General features: G+C 36.9%; 17 protein-coding genes. 5 read left to right on the plus strand and 12 right to left on the minus strand.

Annotated features, from left to right (window positions below):
• Nucleotides 1-7 precede the first annotated feature (7 nt).
• The gene (locus LAV82_RS20150) at nucleotides 8-652 is read right to left on the minus strand and encodes a 5-bromo-4-chloroindolyl phosphate hydrolysis family protein (protein WP_499716789.1); all 645 of its coding nucleotides are present in this window, start codon (nucleotides 650-652) and stop codon (nucleotides 8-10) included.
• 166 nt (nucleotides 653-818) lie between these two features.
• A complete protein-coding gene (ltaS, locus tag LAV82_RS20155; RefSeq protein ID WP_499716790.1) occupies nucleotides 819-2,756 on the minus strand; it encodes a lipoteichoic acid synthase in 1,938 nt (645 codons plus the stop codon).
• A gap of 669 nt (nucleotides 2,757-3,425) precedes the next feature.
• Between ltaS and LAV82_RS20160 the strand changes: the two genes are divergently transcribed.
• Nucleotides 3,426-3,878 (plus strand): hypothetical protein, encoded by a 453-nt coding sequence (locus tag LAV82_RS20160; RefSeq protein WP_013056728.1) that lies wholly within the window; start codon nucleotides 3,426-3,428, stop codon nucleotides 3,876-3,878.
• On the opposite strand, the gene LAV82_RS20165 is transcribed toward LAV82_RS20160, so the two are convergent.
• Entirely contained in the window at nucleotides 3,875-4,393 is a 519-nt protein-coding gene (locus LAV82_RS20165; RefSeq protein WP_223268914.1) for a glycosyl-4,4'-diaponeurosporenoate acyltransferase CrtO family protein, read from the minus strand. The two genes, LAV82_RS20160 and LAV82_RS20165, sit on opposite strands and share 4 nt — an antisense overlap.
• Nucleotides 4,336-5,439, minus strand: a complete 1,104-nt coding sequence (locus LAV82_RS20170; RefSeq protein ID WP_499716791.1) for a glycosyltransferase family 2 protein — start codon at nucleotides 5,437-5,439, stop codon at nucleotides 4,336-4,338. The genes LAV82_RS20165 and LAV82_RS20170 overlap by 58 nt, the downstream gene beginning before the upstream one ends.
• Before the next feature lie 136 nt (nucleotides 5,440-5,575).
• Between LAV82_RS20170 and LAV82_RS20175 the strand changes: the two genes are divergently transcribed.
• Entirely contained in the window at nucleotides 5,576-7,087 is a 1,512-nt protein-coding gene (locus LAV82_RS20175) for a phytoene desaturase family protein (protein ID WP_499716792.1), read from the plus strand.
• 31 nt (nucleotides 7,088-7,118) lie between these two features.
• On the opposite strand, the gene LAV82_RS20180 is transcribed toward LAV82_RS20175, so the two are convergent.
• Nucleotides 7,119-7,871 carry an SDR family NAD(P)-dependent oxidoreductase gene (locus LAV82_RS20180; RefSeq protein ID WP_211079626.1) on the minus strand — a complete coding sequence of 251 codons (753 nt, stop codon included), beginning with the start codon at nucleotides 7,869-7,871 and terminating at the stop codon, nucleotides 7,119-7,121.
• Between the two features lie 220 nt (nucleotides 7,872-8,091).
• On the opposite strand from LAV82_RS20180, the gene LAV82_RS20185 reads away from it, so the two are divergent.
• Complete coding sequence (locus LAV82_RS20185; RefSeq protein WP_499716793.1) at nucleotides 8,092-9,465, plus strand: MATE family efflux transporter; 1,374 nt, start codon at nucleotides 8,092-8,094, stop codon at nucleotides 9,463-9,465.
• Nucleotides 9,466-9,544: 79 nt separating this feature from the next.
• Here LAV82_RS20185 and LAV82_RS20190 read toward each other — a convergent pair whose 3' ends face one another.
• Nucleotides 9,545-9,823 (minus strand): AbrB/MazE/SpoVT family DNA-binding domain-containing protein, encoded by a 279-nt coding sequence (locus tag LAV82_RS20190; protein WP_025752053.1) that lies wholly within the window; start codon nucleotides 9,821-9,823, stop codon nucleotides 9,545-9,547.
• A 374-nt stretch (nucleotides 9,824-10,197) separates the two neighbouring features.
• A complete protein-coding gene (locus LAV82_RS20195; protein ID WP_013056721.1) occupies nucleotides 10,198-10,578 on the minus strand; it encodes a replication termination protein in 381 nt (126 codons plus the stop codon).
• A gap of 229 nt (nucleotides 10,579-10,807) precedes the next feature.
• Between LAV82_RS20195 and LAV82_RS20200 the strand changes: the two genes are divergently transcribed.
• A complete protein-coding gene (locus LAV82_RS20200; RefSeq protein WP_013056720.1) occupies nucleotides 10,808-11,242 on the plus strand; it encodes an Hsp20/alpha crystallin family protein in 435 nt (144 codons plus the stop codon).
• Nucleotides 11,243-11,284: 42 nt separating this feature from the next.
• On the opposite strand, the gene LAV82_RS20205 is transcribed toward LAV82_RS20200, so the two are convergent.
• Together LAV82_RS20205 and LAV82_RS20210 are read right to left on the minus strand one after the other, a co-directional pair.
• Nucleotides 11,285-12,046 (minus strand): anti-sigma factor, encoded by a 762-nt coding sequence (locus tag LAV82_RS20205; protein ID WP_499716794.1) that lies wholly within the window; start codon nucleotides 12,044-12,046, stop codon nucleotides 11,285-11,287.
• Nucleotides 12,043-12,609 (minus strand): RNA polymerase sigma factor, encoded by a 567-nt coding sequence (locus LAV82_RS20210; RefSeq protein ID WP_211079623.1) that lies wholly within the window; start codon nucleotides 12,607-12,609, stop codon nucleotides 12,043-12,045. Before LAV82_RS20210 ends, LAV82_RS20205 begins: the two co-directional genes overlap by 4 nt.
• A 149-nt stretch (nucleotides 12,610-12,758) precedes the next feature.
• On the opposite strand from LAV82_RS20210, the gene LAV82_RS20215 reads away from it, so the two are divergent.
• Nucleotides 12,759-13,157: a thiol-disulfide oxidoreductase DCC family protein gene (locus LAV82_RS20215; protein WP_013056717.1), complete on the plus strand. Its 399-nt coding sequence runs from the start codon at nucleotides 12,759-12,761 to the stop codon at nucleotides 13,155-13,157.
• Nucleotides 13,158-13,316: 159 nt separating this feature from the next.
• On the opposite strand, the gene proC is transcribed toward LAV82_RS20215, so the two are convergent.
• The 3 genes from proC to LAV82_RS20230 are packed head-to-tail and all read right to left on the minus strand — an operon-like array spanning nucleotide 13,317 to nucleotide 15,157.
• Nucleotides 13,317-14,120, minus strand: coding sequence for a pyrroline-5-carboxylate reductase (proC, locus tag LAV82_RS20220; protein WP_211079621.1), 804 nt, complete (start codon nucleotides 14,118-14,120; stop codon nucleotides 13,317-13,319).
• 3 nt (nucleotides 14,121-14,123) lie between these two features.
• Complete coding sequence (gene bshB2, locus LAV82_RS20225) at nucleotides 14,124-14,786, minus strand: bacillithiol biosynthesis deacetylase BshB2 (protein ID WP_013056715.1); 663 nt, start codon at nucleotides 14,784-14,786, stop codon at nucleotides 14,124-14,126.
• 23 nt (nucleotides 14,787-14,809) lie between these two features.
• Nucleotides 14,810-15,157, minus strand: a complete 348-nt coding sequence (locus LAV82_RS20230; protein WP_211079620.1) for a YojF family protein — start codon at nucleotides 15,155-15,157, stop codon at nucleotides 14,810-14,812.
• Nucleotides 15,158-15,181: the final 24 nt, after the last annotated feature.

Here is a 15,181-nt window from a genome sequence, read left to right on the forward strand (position 1 = left end):
ATTTACGTTACTTTGTGCGATTAGTAGCTGTCGGTATATACGGCTGCTCCTCTTCAAATGCTTGTTTTAGCACTTTAAGCTCTACATCTAACATCAGCTTATCTTGTGAAAGAGCACTTGTTAATAAATGCTCATACTTCCCTGATAACCCGCGCAGCATGTCTTCCGCTTCATGAAGACTTTCTTTTACTTCTATGCTTTTCGTTGGTTTTGATAATAAAAACATATACCTTTCAATGACGGTAACCGTTGATTGTAAGTAGTTCGTAAAAAAGGGCTGAACATCTTTATATCGTGTGGGCTCTTTTTCTACCATTTCAATGATGCTTTTACCTACTTTGTATAGTTTAGAAAGTTCTGTCCACATATGAACAGACCGAATTTTAAAACGATAGCTTCCAATGGTTCTTAATTGCTTTTTTGCCTCTTTTACTTGATGACGAACGTATGCAATTTCTTCTCTATACGGATTTTGATAATGACGTCGAGCACTGCTCGTAATAAAAAACAGGCTCGTCACGAGCATTACTCCTATACTAATGCCAAAGGATTGAATCATCGTGGTACTAAATCCAAAATAGCTGACCGGAACGGCTACTGCTCCTGTTACCCAAATGGCAAGAATCTTTTTTATGATTCGAACGACTTTCATCGCTTTCACTCCTATCTCAAATGTGACCGAACTTTTAAACGTATACATATTATACCATTGTCTTCCCGTCTCTTAAAACGATTACTGTTATAATTTATATACGGATAAAACCTTTAAAGGTTTCATAAAACAAAAAAACAGGCAGCTATTAAAAGCTGCCTGTTTTTTATTGATCTTCGCGCTTGTTGTAATCATACTTCGAACGTTCAATTGGTTTGAACCCTTCTGGTGTATGAAAGCGGAGTAAATCTCCGTAAACAAGTTTATCTGATAGTTCTAGCTTTTTCTTAACTAGTTCATCATACTTATCATACTGTTTCGCTTCCTTATCTGAAAGCTGCTTGCCCGTTGCGTTGTCATACACTTTCTGATCAGCTTTTGTTACCTTAGGTGTAACAAAGTCACCGTTACGGAAAGGTACAACTTGCTGATGTTCTTTTGATAATAAGTCTGTACCAAAGTCAATATAGTCTTTTGTATCAAGACCTAATAAATGCATCACTGTTGGACGAACATCTACGTCTCCGCCATACGTATGATTTACGCCGCCTTTAAGGCCTGGTGAAGTAATAAATAATGGTACGCGCTGCAGTTGAGCTTGTTCAAAATCATTGATGTTTTTACCCATTACTTTGCCCATTGCACGCTTATGGTTTTCAGAAATACCGTAGTGGTCACCGTACATCACGACCATCGTATTGTCTGCTAAACCAGAGGCCTGTAAATCCTCAAAGAATTGCTTGATTGATTCATCTAAATAACGAGCCGTTTGGAAGTATTGGTCAACTGACTTATCTCCCGTATTGTGAGGTCCAATCGTTTGGTCTTCCTTATCTAGCGGATAAGGGAAGTGGTTTGATAACGTAATGAACTTCGCGCTAAATGGCTGCTTTAAGCCTTTTAGGTACGGCATTGATTCTTTAAAGAATGGTTTATCTTTTAAACCATAGTTCAGCGTATCTTCGTCTGACATATTGTAATAAGCTGAATCAAAGAATTTTTCTACACCCATTGATTTATACATTTCATCACGGTTCCAGAACGATTTTCCATTTCCGTGGAACACAGATGTTGTATAGCCTTGCTGATCTAGAATACCAGATAGCGACTGATAGGTGTTATTTGCTTTTGTTGTAAATACAGAACCTTGAGGTAAGCCGAATAATGAGTTCTCCATCATGAATTCAGCATCTGACGTTTTACCTTGCCCTGTTTGATGGAAGAAGTTATCAAAATACATTGTGTTCTGATCTTTTAATAGTGAATTTAAGAATGGCGTTACTTCTTCACCATTTAACTTATAACCAATCATAAATGACTGAAGTGACTCTAATGAAATATAGATGACGTTTTTGCCTTTTGCTTGACCGAAATATTCTTTGTTCGGCTCAGCATATGTTGCTTTTGCATAGTTCTCTACCTCAGCCACATCACTGCTATCTGCTAACGCGCGCTGTGCTGAAGATTTCGAGCTCTGGATGATGTCATAGATCGTATAGTTATACGTTCCTAAATATTTCACTAAATAGTTGCGGTCAAATGTTCTTGTTAATAGTTGAGGACGATCCATTTCCGCTAGTGCGATGTTGGCACTTAAGAATAAAATCCCTGATAAAAATACACCTGTCACAGTACGTCGACTAATTGTTGCTGGTAAGTCAACTTTTTTCCATAGTACTAAAACTAAAAGAATAAAGAAATCTGTGAAGTATAAAATATCAGTTGGGCTAATTAAAGCCATGGCACTGCCGCCTAATTGACCAAAGTTGTTTGACTGAGTCAATACAGGAACAGTAATAAAATCATTAAAGAAGCGATAGTATACTACATTTGCGTACAGGATGAATGAAAGTAAAAAATTCATTCCAAGCAGTGCTCGTACTTTTCCGCGCCCTTTAAATAGTAGTGCAATGGCAAAAAAGAAAATTGCCGAACCAATTGGGTTTATGAAAAGTAAGAACTTTTGCATAAAATTATCTAACCCTAAGTTAAATTCGATACGATAAACGGTATACGTTTTAATCCAGAACAACAAAACTGCAATTAGAAATAACGGCAGCTGTTTCGAAAAAATATTTTTACCGTTTGTCATGAGCTGTTTCATATTCCCACCTCTGTCTCTATTGAAATTTAAGCTCACTTTTATTTTTATAGTAAATGTAAAAAGAAATCTCTCTTACAAAAAATGTAAGAGAGCTAATCTGTTCTTTCACATTTTAACTCTTTAAAAAAAATTGTCAACACCGCTGCGTATAATTTTCACCAAACGTGAGAAAATAACTACTTTCTTATTCCCAGCTCTATCGGCTTTCAAACACAAATGTTTTCTGTGCTTTTTTCTTCTTACTATTTAATACGGACAACTTCTCTTTAAGTTTCACTATTTTATATTTATTTTTTATTTTGTCCACTATACATATAAATTTAACACTTGCCTTAGTTTTCCTTCTCCTTTACAAGAGAATGCATAAAAGTACTTGTGAATATTTGTTATATCAATACCTCTTATTTTCTTTTCTTTCTACAGTAAACCACATATTTTGAGTTATTTCTTTCTTTAAATTTGAAAAAAATGTGTCAGTTTGCATCGAAAATTTTTATTTTTTTACCTTTTTGTTTATAATATAAATTATAAATATTATTTGAAATTTCAGATCTCTTTAACATCTGATCTAGAAAGTGCATTTTTTATATAAAATTGGAATTAGTACGGGCTATGCATGCTTGTATACCTAGAAGTTTAAACGTCTTACATTTTTATAAAGGAGAAAAAATGAAAGAATGTATTGTTTTTATTACAAATATTATTAATGTATTGCACGACGGATTAATTTATATTTTTTATTTACTAGGATTTTCTCTTTCAGATAAAGAACTTCACTTCTGGATTATTGGTATTATTGGACTGCTCACGTTTTTAAGCGTTTATATGATCTTTAAATTATTGTCAAAGTGGAAATTTAGTATTACAGCTATTTCTTTTATCTATACCCTTACCGTTATGCTTGTCTTAGTTTTTGCCATTGAAATTCAGCAAGGAATTACCACCCGGGGCAATATGGAATTTGATGATGCCATAGCAGGCTTATGGGGGTTTTTAGTCTTTTTTAGTATTTATATCGCCTTTGCTTCTTTTTTTCTTTTATCCAAGAAGTTATTGTCTTCGAATAAGGAGAAAAAAATAAAAACCGAGGCCCCTACTCGGAGCCAAAGGCACGTGAATTAATTTCGTTTGAGTTTCAAAACGACTTGATGAATTCGTATTCGATTATATCGTTGAACCAAAATAAACGGTACGTTTGCAACAATCGCATAAATAACCATCCAAACACCTATAGAAGGAGAGTTCCATATAAAAAAAAGAATAGAAGGAAGTATGCTGATCCAGTGAGTTAACTCTGCTCGATTTGTTTCAATTAAAAAAAGCTGTGCATATTCCTTCGTTCTACTCTCCCATTTCTTTTTATAAAACCCTCGTTTAAATAGCTTTCCTCCATCAGGAAGCCACGTTTTCCATCGGTGTACCCCGAATTTTTTATATATCCCAACTGTTTCCCAGGTTTGAACCTTAAACAGCGCAAGGTCCTTCTTTAAATAAAAGGGAGAAATTTTTGTGCATCTGTAGGCAATCAACATGTGAATCACAAACCATGCCATGATATTAATTAAGAGCTGAGCACCTGTCATTTTATCACTTTCTTCTTTTTTTCTTCTTCTATAGATATGCTGCGTTCTTTCCATTTAACTTGCTTTCTCACTGCTGTTTGGATGAAAGACCATACGAATAGACCCAGAAAAAACAGCACATGAATAGGAAATAAGCACAAAGAAAAAAAAGTAAACGAACCTATTTTTCTTAAGCTATTAAATAAGAGACTTACATAGCAAACATAGCTGCTAATTGCTAAGCCTGCATGTTGATTCCATAGAGTAGGTAAAAAAAGGACATAATTAATCATGCTAGTAAGCCACAAACTTACTAGAAATAAATAAATGGCTTCCGTTTTCCCCGCACCTGAAGCGAAACTTTTACTCCACCCTCTTATAAGGCTTTTCATACCATTTGGATACATGCGCATGGAAAGAGCTCCCTGTCCACTCATACACGTAATAAATTCACCTTGATTGTTCATTTTCTCAACCAGCGCCATATTTTCAACCACTTCTTTTTTTATCCCTTCGTGGCCTCCGCTTTGAAAGTAGGAGGCTGCGCTGCAAAGCAAGCACTGCCCGAAACCGACAGAAGGACTTTTCCAATTTTTAAAGGGGTGAAACGCGCCAATCGATGCAAACGTAACATAGTGAAATAAAGCAGAAAACATTTCATAAGGCCTCTTAACAAGATGATAAGGATGAACCGACAGCACGCCCCCTTGCTGTTGATAACAGAAAAATACTTTTTCAATTCCGTCTTTCTCTACTGTAATATCAGCATCTAAAAACAAAAGCACCGAGCCTTTTGCTTCTCGTGCTCCATTCCAGCATGCCCATGACTTTCCTAGCCACCCAGCTGGAAGTGCGCCAGGGTGCACTACTTTTACGCCAAATGCTTTGGCTACCCTCTCAGTATTATCTGTTGAGTTGTCATCTACAACAATCACTTCAAAGTCAGCGTTCCGTAACTGGAGTGACTGCAATAAAAAGGTAAGGTTTCTTTCTTCATTTCTAGCTGGAATAATAATGGACAAACATGACATATCGTTTCTTACTATTTTTACACGTTTAAATGTAGGGATAGTGATGACAAGCGTACCTGTCAAGACAAGAGCAACCAGTAAAAAAGACATCCTTTTCTCCTTTCCTTCACGTATGAAAATTAGCGAACTGGACAAAATAAAAAGTTGTAGACCTATTTTTATTTTGCGTGAAGTCATTTTATACACATTGTTAACAACTCGCTTTTGTTTTATAAGGAGGAAAAAGATGAAAAAGAAAGTAATTGTTGTAGGCGCAGGTTTAGGTGGTCTGTCAGCTGCTATTCGTCTGTCAGTTGATGGATATGATGTAACAGTCGTTGAAAAAAGCGAGCGAATCGGCGGTAAGTTAAATATTCGCAGCGGCAAAGGGTTTTCTTTCGATACGGGACCTTCTATTTTAACAATGCCGTGGGTGCTAGAGCAGCTGTTTGACAGTGCAGGCCGCAATATCCACGACTACTTGACAATAGAACGAATTGAGCCTCAGTGGAGAACTTTTTTCCAAGATGGAACACAAATTGATTTGACCAGTGACCTTCCTCGCATGCTTCAGCAGCTTCAAGAACTTGCTCCAGAAGACATTGAAGGTTTTTTTGACTATTTATCTTATGCAAATAAAATGTACGAATCGAACTTAAAAAGTTTTTATAAAAAAAGTTTATCTGGACTGCACGATTTACGAACGATGCACACGGTAAAAGAACTGCTTCAAATGGATCCAATGAGATCTATGGATGCTACTACACGCAAATATTTTTCAAACAAACATTTGCGTCAATTGTTTAATTTTTTAATTATGTACATCGGCTCTTCTCCTTATCATGCACCGGCTGTATTAACACAGCTTGCTCACGTTCAGCTAGGATTAGGTATTTATTACGTAAAAGGCGGAATGTACAAAATTGCTGAAGCGATGGATAAGCTCCTTCAAGAACTTGGCGTCACTGTACATCTAAATACGCCGGTAAAAGAAATCACAACAAGCGGAGCAAAGGCAACTGGAATTACACTAGAAAATGGCGAGAATCTATCAGCAGATATTGTGGTATCTAATCTAGAAGCAATTCCAACTTACCGCTATTTATTAAAAAATCATGCGCAAGCAGCTAAACAAACTCAGCAGCTTGCAAAATTTGAACCTACTGTTTCTGGCCTTGTTCTTTTATTAGGGGTTAACAAACAGCACAAGCAGCTTCAACATCATAATTTCTTCTTCTCAAAGGATCAGAAAGAAGAGTTTGATACAATCTTTAACAAAGGTCAAGTAGCCATGGATCCGACAATTTACATTGGCGTATCGTCTAAATCAGACCCTACGCAAGCTCCTGAAGGAAAAGAAAACCTGTTCGTTCTTACTCATGTACCTCCTTTAAAAGAAGGCGACGACTGGGCTGCATTAAAAGACCGCTACCGTGATGTCGTATTGAAAAAGCTTGAGGCAATGGGATTAGAAGACTTACGTTCAAGCATTGAGTTTGAATATACGTTTACTCCTAATGATATCCAAGAGCTTTACGGTGCTAACGGCGGGTCCATTTATGGCGTAGCAACTGACCGTAAGAAAAATGGAGGTTTTAAAATTCCGGCAAGAAGTCAGCTTCTTTCTAACCTTTATTTTGTGGGCGGCTCTACACACCCTGGAGGCGGCGTGCCAATGGTGACATTATCAGGTCAGCTTACAGCGGACGCAATTAATGAAGATTTTCAGATTCCTCGTATGCAAAAAGATATTGGATAATGAAAAAGTGCAGGAAATTCCTGCACTTTTTTTAAAAGTTCATTTTTGACTGTCCACCGTCTACGTTTAACGTCGCACCCACTATCCATGAAGCTTGAGACGATGCTAAAAAAACAACGGCGTTTGCCACTTCTTCCGGCTCTCCAAAGCGCCCTGCTGGTATTTCATTTTCAACAAACTGCTCAATCTTTTCCGGATTTTCATCCATTCTTTTTTTCCAATTACCCGTTTCATGCAAAATGCTTCCCGGCGCTACTCCATTTACACGAATTCCTTTAGAAATCATTTCATCTGCAAACGACTTTGTAAAGCTGATAAGCGCTGCTTTTGCGTTATTGTACGTGACTTTCCCTCCACTTTCCCTTCCGAAAATAGACGTAACATTAACGATTGCCGCATCTTTTGTCATATGCGCCGCTGCTAGCTTGCTCAAGTGGACAGCTGAAAAGTAGTTAAGCTCCATCGCTTCTTTGAAAAGGGATAAATCTGTTTCCATCGCAGTGCTTCCATTACTTCCTCCAGCGTTATTAATTAAAATATCAATGCTTCCGAAGTCGCTAATGAACTTCTCAATTAATGCAACTCTGTCTGATTCGTTTGTTAGGTCTGCTGTATATGTACGCACGTTTTCTAATTCTGACTGTGCATCCTGTAACGCTTCCTCTCCTCTTGCCGCAATTCCAACATTTGCTCCTTCTTGAATAAACAAAGCAGCAATAGCCTTCCCAATTCCTTTTGACCCGCCGGTAATAAGTACATTTTTACTTTGCAACTGTAAATCCACACGTATCCCTCCACGTTAAATGATAATTACTATACTTTCTATCATAGCTCACTGCATGTCAAAATTAAAATCATATACTGTTTTACCTTTTTATTCCTTTTAAATCGCTGCGTTTTATGGATACATTCTTTGAATTTATTGTCAGAACTCTTAGCAAAAACAAGCCACGGCGTGATATAATGCTTTTTGGTGTAAATGTTTTCAAATTGGGGGTTTTTTAATGCAAAAAACGTTTTCAACATCTCAAAAAGTTAAGCAGTTCGTTTTTATTTTATTTCCGATATTGGTCACCCAGTTTGGAATGTTTTCAATGACTTTTTTTGATACGATGATGTCAGGAAGGGTAAGTGCAGATGACTTGGCAGGGGTAGCAATTGGTTCAAGCTTATGGGTACCTGTTTTTACAGGGCTAAGCGGGATTTTAATGTCTATTACGCCAATTGTTGCACAGCTTGTCGGAGCTAATCAAAAGAAAAAGGTTCCGTTCTCCGTCATTCAAGGGCTTTATGTGTCCATTTTAATGGCCGTTGTTATTATTTTAATCGGTTTTTTTGTTGTTGATCCTATTTTAAAAGGGATGAATTTAGAAGCAAACGTAATGCGCATTGCCAAACAGTATTTAATTGCTTTATCTTTTGGTATTATTCCGCTTTTTATTTATACGGTTTTACGAAATTTTATTGATGCTTTAGGGCAAACTCGTACGTCTATGCTTATCACCATTTTAGGGCTTCCGGTTAATGTAGCTTTAAACTATGTATTAATCTTCGGTAAACTGGGCTTCCCCCACTTGGGTGGAGTAGGCTCTGGTTATGCAACTGCCGTTACGTATTGGTGCATACTCATTGTATCCATTGTAATTATTCATAAAAAAGAACCTTTTTCTAACTTCGATTTATTTAAAAGATTTCACCGTATCTCTTTTTTTACTTGGAAAGAAATATTAAAAATTGGTTTACCTATCGGTTTTTCGGTCTTTTTCGAAACAAGTATTTTTTCAGCCGTCACGCTGTTTATGAGCTCGTATAATACCATTACAATCGCTTCTCACCAAGCAGCTATTAATTTTGCCTCATTTCTCTATATGATTCCGCTGAGTATCTCTATGGCTTTAACGATTGTTGTGGGATTTGAAGCGGGTGCTAAGCGTCATCAAGATGCAAGAAGCTATAGCAGGATCGGTGTAACTATCGCTGTTGGCATGGCTTTTGTTTGCGCAGGTCTTTTATTTACTCTTCGAGAATCAGTAGCTTCTTTGTATACAAAAGATGCAGATGTACTTGCATTAACTTCTCATTTTTTGATTTATGCAATTTTCTTTCAGCTTTCTGATGCTCTTCAAGCTCCTATTCAAGGCGCTCTGCGAGGATATAAGGATGTAAATGTTACCTTTTTAATGTCCTTGGTATCTTATTGGGTAATTGGTCTACCTTTAGGCATTGTTTTAGCAAAATACACCGATTTGCAGGCGTTTGGCTATTGGATTGGACTAATTGCGGGGCTTGCTGCAGGAGCAACAGGGCTTGCGTATCGTTTGATAAAAATACAAAAAAAGCAGCTGCTAGAGGAGAATAAATCTTCTCGAACGGCTTAATCAAAAAAAGAACGTTCTCAAAAGAACGTTCTTTTTTAGTTTAAAGACGGATTGATATTCTTCCTTATACTAAAACTTCTTATTTATTTAAGGTACGCTCTAACTCTTGTAAAAGCTGTTCTGCACCTTTTTTACTTAACACAACGTTTCCATTCCCAAAGGTTAAGTTTTCACGCGTAATTTCCCCAGTTACTAAGCAAGCACCATACGGGCTATACTTTTGTAAAATAATAATATCTTCATCAACATATATTTCTACTGGATCACCTGTGTTGATATTTAAAATACGGCGCAATTCAATAGGAATTACTACGCGACCCAATTCATCTACTTTTCTTACAATTCCTGTAGACTTCATAAAATCCATTCCTTTCATAGTAAACAAATAATATCTTCTCGATACAAATCTAGTCAAATTCGTCAGAGTTGCTAAAACCCAAATGCTTCAATGATGGTCTGATAACGGTTTATAAGTTCTTAAAATATGGCAAATAACGCATTAAATAGATTTATATACACTTTGTATCATATCAATTCGTACACTATTTATGAATAGTGCATAATCTTTAAAATCGAATTCATCCATATATGTTAAAAGTGTGTATTTTATCCATAATATAACTATATATCCATCTTTTACACTACTTTGTACCCATTTTATAACTTTTATTCCGACATAAGACGACAAAATCAGCTATAGAAAAAACGTGTCTTTTCTAACTAAAGACACGTTCATTTGGACCCGAAGTTGTCACGAATAGCTTTTTGAATCATAGCTTCACACCGCTCCAGCTCTACTTTTAATTGTTTTTTATATAATTTAGCTTTCTCTTCTCCCTCATTTGTAAATGTATAATAAACCACTTCTTGAAGCTTCATTCCTTCTTTTTTACGCTTCACCTGTTTGAGGACACCGTCTTCAATCAAGTCATGAAGAGCTTTGTATACTTCAGAATGATTAGGTTTGAACCCAAAAGGTCGAAATTCATCTCTTAACACATCTAATAACCGAAGGCCATACAGACGCTCTTGTTCTGTCATCGTAATCATATATAATTTTAAGAAAGCACGTTGTTTTAATAGAAAACCACTGGATGTACGCTTTTCTCTCATCTCAACTTCCTCCTTCATATACTTGCTTTCATTCAGGATAATAGAAAGCTCTATACGTAATTATACTTTTTTTATTCTACATAATCCTTCTTTTTCACTCAAAATCTCTTTTTTTTCTCATATTTTTTCACTTATTTACGTGTTTTTCTCATTCTTTATAAGCAGGCATTGAATTTTCTTTTTTTCATATATATAGAAGGAATTTACGTGAATATAAGGAGGGGTTCCTTTGAGTAAAAAATATGAAGAGATTGATTGGGGTTCGATTCAGCATAAGGTAGAAGATATGCTTGGAAATCACTTTTGGAGCGATTTAAATCACATCTTGCCCAAGCGATTTCCAAACGTCGACTTATATGAAACCGATAAAGAAGGCATTATCGTCGTTGAGGTTCCTGGACTGCATTCAACTAACGACATTCAAATCAAGTTGGACGCAAATATATTAACAGTTGAAGGAAACGTTCCTTATGCTTATGAAGCATCTAAACAAAAGTTAAAGCTCAACGAACGCCATACAGGCATATTTTCTCGCACGGTCAAACTTCCTTTTCACTACACAGACGAACCAGTTCGCGCTAAGTACAAAAATGGATTATTGGAAATTCGACTGAATAAGATAGAAAATGATCAAACCATTGCCATACAATTTGAAGATGATTAACTGCACGTAACAAAAACCCTTCTGTTAGCAGAAGGGTTTTTGTTAGAGCGCTGAACTTAACACAATGTTTCCTTTTGGCGTCTTATTATTCGCATTCGGTTCTAAAGTAATCGCCATAACATCCCACTTTTCAGTCTGTTCTTTTTGGCTCATCGTATAGACCACTGTCCCGTTTCCATTTTTATCTGTTACAAAAGCACCTGCCGGATGAGGCTTATCACCTTTTATGAGCCACACCTGATAGACTTCATTCCCCTTTACGTTTTTCAAGTTATTCGCTTGAATGACCACATTTAAATTTCCACCTTTTTTCGTAAGAGATGCTGTTGCTTCGCCAGAAACGTTCGGCTCTGCCTGCAGCTTCATTGTTTTTTCAGATGTAAGAGGTTCGTTTTGAGGAGCAACCGAAACATTTGGTTCTTGTTTGCCTTTGTCTTCATCTTTCAACAGAAAGTAGCTGTTTCCTGCAAGGGATAAAAGAAGTGCCGCAGCTAATCCAATAATGATGGATTTTTTATTTGATTTCTTAGACGCAACATGTTGTTTTTCATTTTTTAAAGCTATTGGTTCTCTCTTTGTCTCCCCTTGATCTTCTTCGAATACATTCGCAAGTATTCGCTGTCTCATTTCTGGCGGAGGAGATTGTTCTGGTGTCAAATACGTTAGATCTCCAAGAACTTCCTCCAGTTCTCTTAGTTCTTCTTGACAGCTTTGACAGTTTTTCAAATGCATTTCAAACTCTTTTTTCTCATGGGAAGTCAACTGATCATTATAGTAATCAATTAGTTTATTGCACATACTCATGAATCAGCTCTCCCTTCTGCATCAGTACCTAAATATGTTTTTAATTTCCGCAACGCTAATCGCACCCTACCCTTTACTGTTCCTAATGGGATTTGCTGCTCTTCTGCTACTTTTTGCTGCGTTAATCCCTTAAAATAAACGGATTGAATAATCTTTTTTTGGTCTTCAGACAATTTTGATACAGCGTGCCGTACTCTCCGCTGTTCTTCTTTCCACTGAAGATGCTCGTCAATCTGAGGATGATCATCTTCAATAAAATCAAAAATCTCTTCTGAGAAAATAGGATCGGTTTTTCTTTTTCTCACAATATCAATCGCGGTGTTTCTTGTAATCGTAAACAGCCATGATGAAAACTTCCCTTTTCCATCGCTGTAAACTCCCTTTCCTCTCCACAGCTTAATAAATACTTCTTGAACAGCTTCTTCAGCAATATCAGAGCTATTTGTTAACCGGTATACAAACGAATAAAGAATTCGCTCATACTTGTCATACAGCAGTTCAAGGGCTTTTTTGTCTCGTTCTTTTATTCTATTGTATAAGACAACGTCGTTTTGCTCTTTCATACCCTTCTCCTTTAACTCTTATGAGTCCTTATTATATAATCGAATTACCTTTGAATTTGGATCACTTTCACATCTTTTAAACGTACCTTTGTTTTTCAAAAATGACAAGTAATTATACTTTTTTTATGGAATAGGAGCGAAATTGTCCAATGAAACATTTAATTCTTTTTGATGGTATATGTAATTTATGTAATAGCAGTGTTCAATATATTATTAAACATGATGAACAAGCTTTGTTTTCTTTCGCTTCTCTTCAATCAGATTTCGGAAAGCAGCAGCTAGCCTCTCACGGCTTACTTCCTGAGCAATTAGACAGCATTGTATATATTCATGGAAACCAAAGATATGTAAAATCAACGGCTGCTTTAAAAATCGCCAAGCGCTTAGATGGACCCGTTAAATTTTTATATGCTTTCATTATCATTCCTGCACCTATTCGAGATATAGTATACAACTGGATCGCTCGCAACCGATATAAGTGGTTTGGCAAACAGCAGCACTGCATGCTCCCAACTTCTGATACGAAAAAGCGGTTTGTTGATGACTAAAAAAGCTTGGGACATAGAGAAAAAACAGTTCTAAAGAGGACTATATTTATGTTAAGGAAGTCTATTCATTAAAAAATCCGAACTGATTCAACATTCTAATGAAAGAATGCTGAACTATAGTTCGGATTTTTCAGCTAACATATGGTTGTACGAGCTTTTTTAGCTTCCACCCATTGCTTTTTTATTCGTTGCTTCAATTGCCTGCTTTATTATTAAGGATAAGTCTTGTTCTTTCATCACTTTTAACCCTTCGGCAGTAGCGCCGCCTGGAGTTGTTACTTGCTCTCTTAAAGACGCAGGATCTTTGGTTTCATGCAGCATTTGTACAGAGCCATACATCATTTGAATAACTAAATCTTTGGCTGTTTTTTCGTCCACACCGTAAGCAGTAGTTGCATCAATTAACGATTCTGCAAAATAATATAAAAATGCCGGTGCACTGCCAGTTACAGCCGTTAGCTCATGTACTTCTTTCTCTGAACACTCATGCGCTTCACCAATTCCTTTTAAAATCATTTGAAGCACTTCTTTATGCTCTTTTGTGGCAGAAGTTCCAAGTGTATACAGTGACATCGATTGTCCAATCATAGCAGCTGTATTTGGCATAATCCAAGCGACAGGCGTATCCTGCGGAAGATGACTTTCTAAGTAACTCGGACCAATTCCTGCCGCTAACGTTACGACAAATTGTTGATTTAAATGAGTCGAAAGTTCCTTGAGCACGGAAGGATGGGCCTCGGGAGGCATCGCTAAAATAATAACATCCGAATTGTCAACTTCTTGGCGCCAATTTTGCGTCGTTTGTACGCCGTACGTTGTTTCAACACGCTGTAACCGCTCAATATCTCCATTGTTTGACATCACCACTGCCTCAATACTGTCAGCGCTGCTCGTAACCAAACCAGCCGCTACAGCTTCAGCCATTCGTCCTGCTCCAATAAATAAAATTCGCTGTTTTTTCATCTGTTACTCCCAGTTATATGTCCAGAATTCTTCTCTAGTTAATAAACGTTCCATTTGCGGATAGTCAGATAAGCGATCGAAGTCAATTGCGTTCATCATTCCTTCTGTTTGAGAACGATGGGCTTTTAACGCTTCAATTTTTTTATCTTTCATCGCTGTTACATCAAAAATAACATCTGGTTCTCCAATATGTTCAATACGATCTTTTGAAAACGCATGACACCAAACAACCGGACGCTTTTCTTTTGGCATACGTTTTACCGCTTGAATCGTAGCTGCACCCGTAGCATTATGATCAGGGTGTACCGCAAAGCCAGGGTAATGCGTTAAAATGTGAGTCGGCTTTACATCGTTAATGATTTCTTCAATTTTATCTGCAAAAACATCAATATCAAGAAATTCCAGCGTTTTATCACGAAGCCCTAGCATACGCAAGTCTTGAATATCTAAAACGTTCGCTAAATCTAAAAGTTCTTTTTTTCGGATTTGAGGTAAAGTTTCACGGTTAGCAAACAGCGGTCTACCCATATTTCGTCCCATTTCACCTAGCGTAACACAGGCATATGTAACGGGCGTTCCTTTTTGTCTAGCTTGCGTGATCATTCCTGCTGCTCCATATGCTTCATCGTCAGGATGCGGAAATACAATTAATAATCTTTCTTCCATGTTCTATTCTCCTCTCTTTTCTGTTATAAAAACGGATGTTCACTTAATTGAAGGGCAACTGCTAAACGACCTTCAAAGTCATGCCCAGCTAGAAGAAGTCGGCCTTCTTCATCAATTTCCCAATCTGTTAATCCCTCTGCATAAATCCATCCTAAATCAATTTGAAGACCTACACGATAAGGACCTTCTCCAGTTATCTTTCCGTTTGAAATAGTGACTTTACCATTGCGAATAAAGGCCCCAACTGTCATTACTTTTTCATTTACGTGTGAAGCATATGCACCGTTTGTCGTTTCAAGGTGTACATATACGTCTTTATTTAAAAATGTTTGTATTTTTTTTTGGACTGTTTCTTTATGAATTGGTTGCACGCTTGTTACTCCTTTCTCATGTTC

Origin of the sequence: Bacillus sp. ILBB4 (genome assembly GCF_035064545.1) — a bacterium.
Taxonomy (GTDB): Bacteria; Bacillota; Bacilli; order Bacillales; family Bacillaceae_H; genus Priestia.

What these genes read in the sequence shown, in the direction of transcription:
- LAV82_RS20205 (WP_499716794.1), bottom strand. Translation starts at nt 12,046, where the DNA reads ATGAGTATGTGCAATAAACTAATTGATTACTATAATGATCAGTTGACT.
- LAV82_RS20195 (WP_013056721.1), bottom strand. Translation starts at nt 10,578, where the DNA reads ATGAGAGAAAAGCGTACATCCAGTGGTTTTCTATTAAAACAACGTGCT.
- LAV82_RS20160 (WP_013056728.1), top strand. Translation starts at nt 3,426, where the DNA reads ATGAAAGAATGTATTGTTTTTATTACAAATATTATTAATGTATTGCAC.
- LAV82_RS20185 (WP_499716793.1), top strand. Translation starts at nt 8,092, where the DNA reads ATGCAAAAAACGTTTTCAACATCTCAAAAAGTTAAGCAGTTCGTTTTT.
- LAV82_RS20165 (WP_223268914.1), bottom strand. Translation starts at nt 4,393, where the DNA reads ATGGAAAGAACGCAGCATATCTATAGAAGAAGAAAAAAAGAAGAAAGT.
- LAV82_RS20150 (WP_499716789.1), bottom strand. Translation starts at nt 652, where the DNA reads ATGAAAGTCGTTCGAATCATAAAAAAGATTCTTGCCATTTGGGTAACA.
- proC (WP_211079621.1), bottom strand. Translation starts at nt 14,120, where the DNA reads ATGAAAAAACAGCGAATTTTATTTATTGGAGCAGGACGAATGGCTGAA.
- LAV82_RS20190 (WP_025752053.1), bottom strand. Translation starts at nt 9,823, where the DNA reads ATGAAGTCTACAGGAATTGTAAGAAAAGTAGATGAATTGGGTCGCGTA.
- LAV82_RS20175 (WP_499716792.1), top strand. Translation starts at nt 5,576, where the DNA reads ATGAAAAAGAAAGTAATTGTTGTAGGCGCAGGTTTAGGTGGTCTGTCA.
- ltaS (WP_499716790.1), bottom strand. Translation starts at nt 2,756, where the DNA reads ATGAAACAGCTCATGACAAACGGTAAAAATATTTTTTCGAAACAGCTG.
- LAV82_RS20215 (WP_013056717.1), top strand. Translation starts at nt 12,759, where the DNA reads ATGAAACATTTAATTCTTTTTGATGGTATATGTAATTTATGTAATAGC.
- LAV82_RS20170 (WP_499716791.1), bottom strand. Translation starts at nt 5,439, where the DNA reads ATGTCTTTTTTACTGGTTGCTCTTGTCTTGACAGGTACGCTTGTCATC.
- LAV82_RS20210 (WP_211079623.1), bottom strand. Translation starts at nt 12,609, where the DNA reads ATGAAAGAGCAAAACGACGTTGTCTTATACAATAGAATAAAAGAACGA.
- bshB2 (WP_013056715.1), bottom strand. Translation starts at nt 14,786, where the DNA reads ATGGAAGAAAGATTATTAATTGTATTTCCGCATCCTGACGATGAAGCA.